This window comes from uncultured Arenimonas sp., from assembly GCF_963976025.1.
In the GTDB taxonomy this organism is placed as follows: Bacteria; Pseudomonadota; Gammaproteobacteria; order Xanthomonadales; family Xanthomonadaceae; genus Arenimonas.
In genome coordinates, this window is sequence record NZ_CAXBJS010000163.1 from 1 (window position 1) to 5,918 (window position 5,918).

The 5,918-nt window shown below is 67.6% G+C and carries 3 protein-coding genes and 1 pseudogene; all 4 read left to right on the forward strand.

Annotation, left to right across the window (positions count from 1 at the left end):
- Positions 1 to 1,304 (forward strand): TolC family protein (locus tag AACZ35_RS11565; protein ID WP_339829403.1); only part of this gene is annotated, 1,304 nt, incomplete at its 5' end.
- A gap of 98 nt (positions 1,305 to 1,402) precedes the next feature.
- Complete coding sequence (locus AACZ35_RS11570) at positions 1,403 to 2,527, forward strand: efflux RND transporter periplasmic adaptor subunit (protein WP_339829405.1); 1,125 nt, start codon at positions 1,403 to 1,405, stop codon at positions 2,525 to 2,527.
- Between the two features lie 30 nt (positions 2,528 to 2,557).
- Positions 2,558 to 5,565, forward strand: a pseudogene (locus AACZ35_RS11575) (efflux RND transporter permease subunit).
- Positions 5,562 to 5,891, forward strand: coding sequence for a P-II family nitrogen regulator (locus AACZ35_RS11580; RefSeq protein ID WP_290884508.1), 330 nt, complete (start codon positions 5,562 to 5,564; stop codon positions 5,889 to 5,891). Before AACZ35_RS11575 ends, AACZ35_RS11580 begins: the two are co-directional and overlap by 4 nt.
- The last annotated feature ends 27 nt before the right edge of the window (positions 5,892 to 5,918 follow it).

Below are 5,918 nucleotides of genomic sequence, written 5' to 3' on the forward strand. Positions count from 1 at the left end.
AGGATGTTTCCATGCGTTTTATCCCTCCCCCGCGACGCTTGCGCGTCGTGTCGTTGCCGACGATCGTTCTGCTCCTGGCGGGCGCGTTGGCCGCGCCCATCCATGCCGCCTCGCCCGCGGCGTCTCCCATCGCCCTGCGCGATGCCGTCACCGCGGCCTGGCGCGCCCACCCCAGCGCCCGAGCCACAGACGCTACCTTGGCCGCCGCCCGCGCCCGCGCCGACGCTGCCGGCCGTCCGCTTTACAACCCCGAAGTCCAGTTTGCGGCCGATGACGAAGGCACCGACCGCACCACCACCGCGGGCGTCAGCCTGGCGCTGGACCTGAGCGGCAAACGTCGTGCCCGGCGCGATGCGGCCGCGTCACAGCTGGACGTTGCCGTGGCCCAGGCCCGGCTGAGCCGACGTGATTTCGTGGCCGCCTGGCTGGTGGGTTGGGCGGATTGGCAAAGCGCGTCACGGCGGGTGCAGCAAGGCGAGCAACGCCTGGCGCTGATCTCCCGATTTGCCGATCTGGCCGACAAGCAGTTCGGCGTGGGCGACATCTCGTCGCTTGAACGGGATCTGGCCCGGCTGGCCCGCGATGAAGCCGAAGCGGAACAGGCGGCGCTGCTGGCCGAAGCCGCCGAGGCCGAGGAAGCCTTCCGCAACGTCGGCGGACAGCCCGACGCCGTGGCCTCGGACTCGGCGTGGTCGCAGGCGCTGCCGGATGTGGCGCTCGCTCCCACGACCTGGGAGGCCTTGCCGGAATGGCAGATCGCGCAGGCCCAGTCCGAAGGGGCGGCCCGTCAGGTCACCGTCGCACAACGCGACCGAGTTCCGGACCCGACGCTCGCGCTCACCGGCGGCCGAATCGACTACGGTCCCGTCTCGGACAACGTGGTGGGCGTGTCGCTCAGCGTGCCGCTGTTCGTGCGCAACCCCTACCGGGCCGAGGTCGTGGCCGCGCTTGCCGATGCCGATGCCGCAGCAGCCCAGGCCGACATCACCGGGGCGCAGTTGGCCTCGCGGGCCCAGCGCACGGCGGCCAGTTATGCCGCGGTCCGTCGTGCCTTTGCCCGCTGGAGCCAAAGTACCGGTACCGATGTCGAAAAACGGGCCGAGCTGCTGGAACGCCTCTGGCGCGCCGGCGAGCTCTCGACCGCTGACTACCTGCTCCAGCTCAAGCAGACCCTGGATACCGCCCTTGCCGGCGCCGCGCTGGAAGGCCAGCTCTGGCGCCGCGCCACCGATTACCTCGCCGCCACCGGCCAGCTCGAAGCCTGGCTCGGAATGAATGACGCGACTGGAGAAACTTCGCGATGAACCCGAAAAGCTACCTGTTGATTCCCGCCGGTGCGGTCCTGGTCCTGTCTTTGGCAGGCTGTGGCGCCGAGCCTGCGGCGACGCCTTCACCCCAGGCCGTGGCCACCGACACGAGCACGCCACGCGGCGAAGACGCTGAACATGCCGACGAGGCAGGCCAGGAAGAGGCGGGCCACGACGAAGAGGCCGTGCATGACGAAGAGGCCGGCCACGATGAAGCGGAAGAAGGCGCGGAACCGGTTCGCATGGACGCCGCTGCGCTGGAAGCCGCCGGCATCAAGCTGGCGACCCTGGATGCGCGCTCACTGAGCGAACCGCTGCAGGCCCCGGGTGAAGTGCTGGACAACGCTTACGGCACCACCCTGATCACGCCGCGGGTCGAGGCCCTGGTGGTCCGCCGCCACGCCAAGCTGGGCGACGAAGTGGCCGTCGGCGCGCCGCTGGTGACGCTGTCGTCCGTGGAGGTGGCCCAAGCCCAGGGCGCGCTGGCCATCGCCGAGCAGGATTGGAAGCGCGTTCAATCCCTGGGACGCGAGGCCGTCTCGGGCCGCCGTTACCAGGAAGCCCAGGTCACCGTCGAGCAGGCACGTGCGACGGCGCGAGCCTACGGCTTGCCGGGCACGGCCACGGGCCGGTCCAATGGCGAGTTCACGCTGACCGCGCCGCATGCGGGGCGTCTGACCGAGGATGCCTTCGTGGTCGGCGAGCGGATCGAGCCCGGCCGCACGCTGTTCCGCCTGGTCGATGAGTCGGTGGTGTGGGTGGATGCCACGCTGCCGGCCGAGCAGGCCCGGCGCATCGCCATCGACAGCACCGCGCAGGTGGTGCTGGGCCCGGTGCGACTGCCCGGCAAGGTGGTGCAGCGCGCCCACCGCACCTCCGAGAACACCCGGACGGCGCTGGTGCGAATTGAAGTAGCGAACGAGGGCGATCGCCTGCACGGCGGCGACTACGTCGAGGTCTATCTCGATGCCGGCGGTGGCAGCGAACCGCAGCTGGCGGTGCCAACCGCGGCGCTGGTGCAGTTGGAGGGCGAGAACGTGGTCTTCAAGGAGACCGACGGCGCACTCGCGCCCGTGGCGGTCCGTCCCGGCCCGGTGGTCGGCGATCACACCGTCATCGCCGACGGCCTGGCCATTGGTGACCGGGTGGTCGTCGAGGGCGCCTACGTACTCAAGGCGCAGATGCTCAAGGCGCAGATGGGAGAAGGTCATGGTCATTGACGCGCGCGTCGTCGAGCGCGGAGGTGCGCCATGCTGAACCGCCTGGTTGAACTCTCCCTTCGCTACAAGTTCCTGGTCCTGATCATCTTCGCCGTCGTGGCCTTCCTCGGCCTGCGAGCGGTTCGCGATGTCCCCATCGACGCCTTCCCGGACGTGACCCCGGTGCAGGTGAACATTTACACCGAATCGCCGGGCCTGGCGGCCGAGGACGTCGAGCTGCTGCTGACCACGCCGGTGGAGTCGGCGTTGGCGGGTCTGCCCAAGGTGCAGGAAATCCGCTCGGTGAGCCTGTTTGGGCTCTCCTACGTGTCCGTCTACTTCGAGGACGACATGGAGATCTACTTCGCTCGCCAGCTGGTGAATGAGCGACTGCAGGAAATCGGCGACCGCCTGCCCGAGGGCTACGGCAAGCCCAGCATGGGCCCGAACAGTTCTGGCCTGGGCCAGGTCTTCTGGTACACCGTCGAACGCGCCCCGGGCGTGAGCAAGGAACAGGTCAGCGACATGGACCTGCGCACCTGGCAGGAGTGGACGGTGCGCCTGATCCTGCGGACGGCGCCGGGCGTGGATGACGTCAGTTCCTGGGGCGGCGGTGAGCGCGAGTACCAGGTCCGGATCGATCCGCAGCGGTTGTACGCCCGTGGCCTGGGCTTTGCCGACGTGATTGCGGCCCTGCCGGCCAACAACGGCCAGGTCGGCGGCAACGTGATGGACGTGGGTCGCGAACAGTACCTGGTGCGGGGTCTCGGCCTGCTGTCCTCGACCGAGGACATCGGCGCGATCGTGCTCAAGTCCGAGGACGGTGTGCCGGTCTATATGCGCGACGTCGCCCGGATCATCGAGTCGCCGGCGCCGCGCTTTGGCGCGGTGACCCGCGATGGCGAGGAAGTCGTGCTGGGCATGGCCCTGTCCCGCATTGGCGAGAACGCCAAGGACGTGGTCGAGGCGGTCAAGGCCAAGCTGGCCACCGTCCAGGACGCGCTGCCCGAAGGCATGGTGGTACGCCCGGTCTACGAGCGCACCGATCTGGTCAACAAGGCGGTGGGCACCGAGACCCGTGCCCTGATCGAGGGCTCGATCCTGGTGGCTTGTCGGCCAACCTGATGTCCCTGGCCGGCCTGGCCATAGGCATCGGCATGATGGTGGACGGCGCCGTGGTGATGGTGGAGAACGCCTACCGCATCATGGCCGAGCGACATACCCACGGCGAAAAGGTCGACCGGACCTCGGCGGTGCTGGCGGCGGCGAAGGAAGTGGCCAATCCCATCTCCTTTGCGATCCTGATCATCATCGTGGTGTTCCTGCCGCTGTTCAGCCTGGAGGGCCTGGAGGGCAAGCTGTTCAAGCCCATGGCCTTCACCATCGCGTTCGCGATGGCCGGATCCATGTTGTTGAGCCTGACGCTGATCCCGGTCCTGGCGGCGATGATCCTCAAGCCCAAGGAAGAGAAGGACACTCGCCTGGTGGCCTTCCTGAAGCGGCGCTACCGGCCGCTGCTGGAGCGTGCCCTGTCCGCCAAGCGCGCCGTGGTGATCACGGCATCCGTGGCGCTGGTGCTGGCCTTGGGACTGTTCCCGTTCCTCGGCAAGGAGTTCATGCCCCAACTGCAGGAAGGCTCGATCATGTGGCGCGTAACGGGTATTCCCTCGACGTCCCTGGATGAGTCGATCCGCACCAGCAACGTCATCGCCGAGGCTTTCAAGAAGTTCCCCGAGGTCGAGACGACGCTGGCCATGATCGGTCGCGCGGAAAAGGGTGAGACCGCCGACGTCAACTACATGGAGATCTACACCGCGCTGACGCCGGAAGAGGACTGGACCACCGGGCGCTCGATTAAGGAGCTTGAGGAGGCCATGCAGGAGGCGCTGGAGGAAGTCGTGCCCAACGTGGTGCCCGGCTACACCCAGCCGATCCAGATGCGTGTTGAGGAGCTGATCTCCGGCGTGCGTGCCACCCTGGCGCTCAAGCTTTATGGCGAGGACCTGGCCGAGCTCGATCGCATCAGCAGCCAGCTCAAGCCGGTGTTGGCGGGGATCGAAGGCGTGGCCGACCTGTCGCTGGAAGCCAACCTCGGCAAGCCGCAGATCCGCATCGAGGTGGACCGGGCCGAACTGGCCCGGCACGGCATGAACGCTGAAGAGGTGCTGACCATCGTCCGCAATGGATTGGGTGGCGAGCCGGTCAGCGTGTTGCTGGACGGCGTGCGGCGGTTCGACATTTCCGTACGGCTTGATGACGGCACGCGCAGCTCGGTCGAAGCGCTTCGGCGGATCCCGCTCAAGGCGGCTTCGGGTGCGCTGGTACCGCTTTCCGAGGTCGCGACGGTGTCCGTGGCCGAGGGTTACTCGTTCATCCGCCGCGAGCAGTTGCAGCGCTACGCGGTGATCCAGATGGACGTTCGGGGCCGGGATGTCGATGGGTTCGTGGCCGATGCCACGGCCGCCATCGAATCGCAGGTGGACTTGCCGCCCGGTTATTGGATTGAGTGGGGCGGCGCGTTCGAGAACCAGCAGCGGGCCTTGGCCAAGCTGAGCCTGATCGTGCCGATCACGATCTTCTTCATCTTCGTGCTGCTATACACCGCGTTCAACTCGATCAAGTTCGCGGCCCTGATCCTGGCCAACGTACCCTTCGCGACCATTGGTGGCCTGCTGGCGCTGTTCCTGACCGGCCAGTACCTGTCGGTGCCCTCGGCCATCGGGTTTATCGCGGTGTTCGGCGTAGCCATGCTCAACGGCATCGTGCTCGTGAGCTTCCTCAACGAGCAGCGTGAGCGCGGACTGTCGGTGCGCGAGGCGGTGCTGCAAGGCACGGCCCTGCGGCTGCGACCGGTGCTGATGACCGCCAGCGTGGCGATCCTGGGCCTGGTCCCGATGCTGATCTCCAGCGGCGTGGGGGCCGAGACCCAGCGTCCGCTGGCCACCGTGGTGGTGGGCGGCCTGCTCAGCGCCACCCTGCTGACCCTGTTCCTGCTGCCTGTGCTCTACGAGTGGCTGGAAACCCGCGCCGAACGCAAGAACGAGGAGGCCACGCCATGAAGCGCATCACTGCCTTGCTGCACGCCCATCGGATGAGCGACATCGTGCACGCGCTGGAGGCCGCCGGTGAGCGGCGGCTGAGCGTGGTCCAGGCCCGGGGCCTGCTGCGGGCGTCGAGCGCCCGCGAGCAGGACTATTCGGTGGAGCTGGGCGAACGGGTCACCCAGGAGATCCAACTTGACGTGTTTTGTGAGGACGAGCGGGTCGACGCCATCATCGCGTTGATTCGGCAACACGGCCGGACCGGACAGGTCAATGCGGGGTGGATCTTCACCAGTCCCATCGAGGATGTGCTGCTGATCGACCGGGCGGATGTGCCGGGCTAGAACAGCGCACTGAAGGCAACGTGGCAG

Bases quoted from the DNA above. Each gene is read 5' to 3' on its own strand.
- AACZ35_RS11580 (WP_290884508.1), top strand. From the start codon at position 5,562: ATGAAGCGCATCACTGCCTTGCTGCACGCCCATCGGATGAGCGACATC.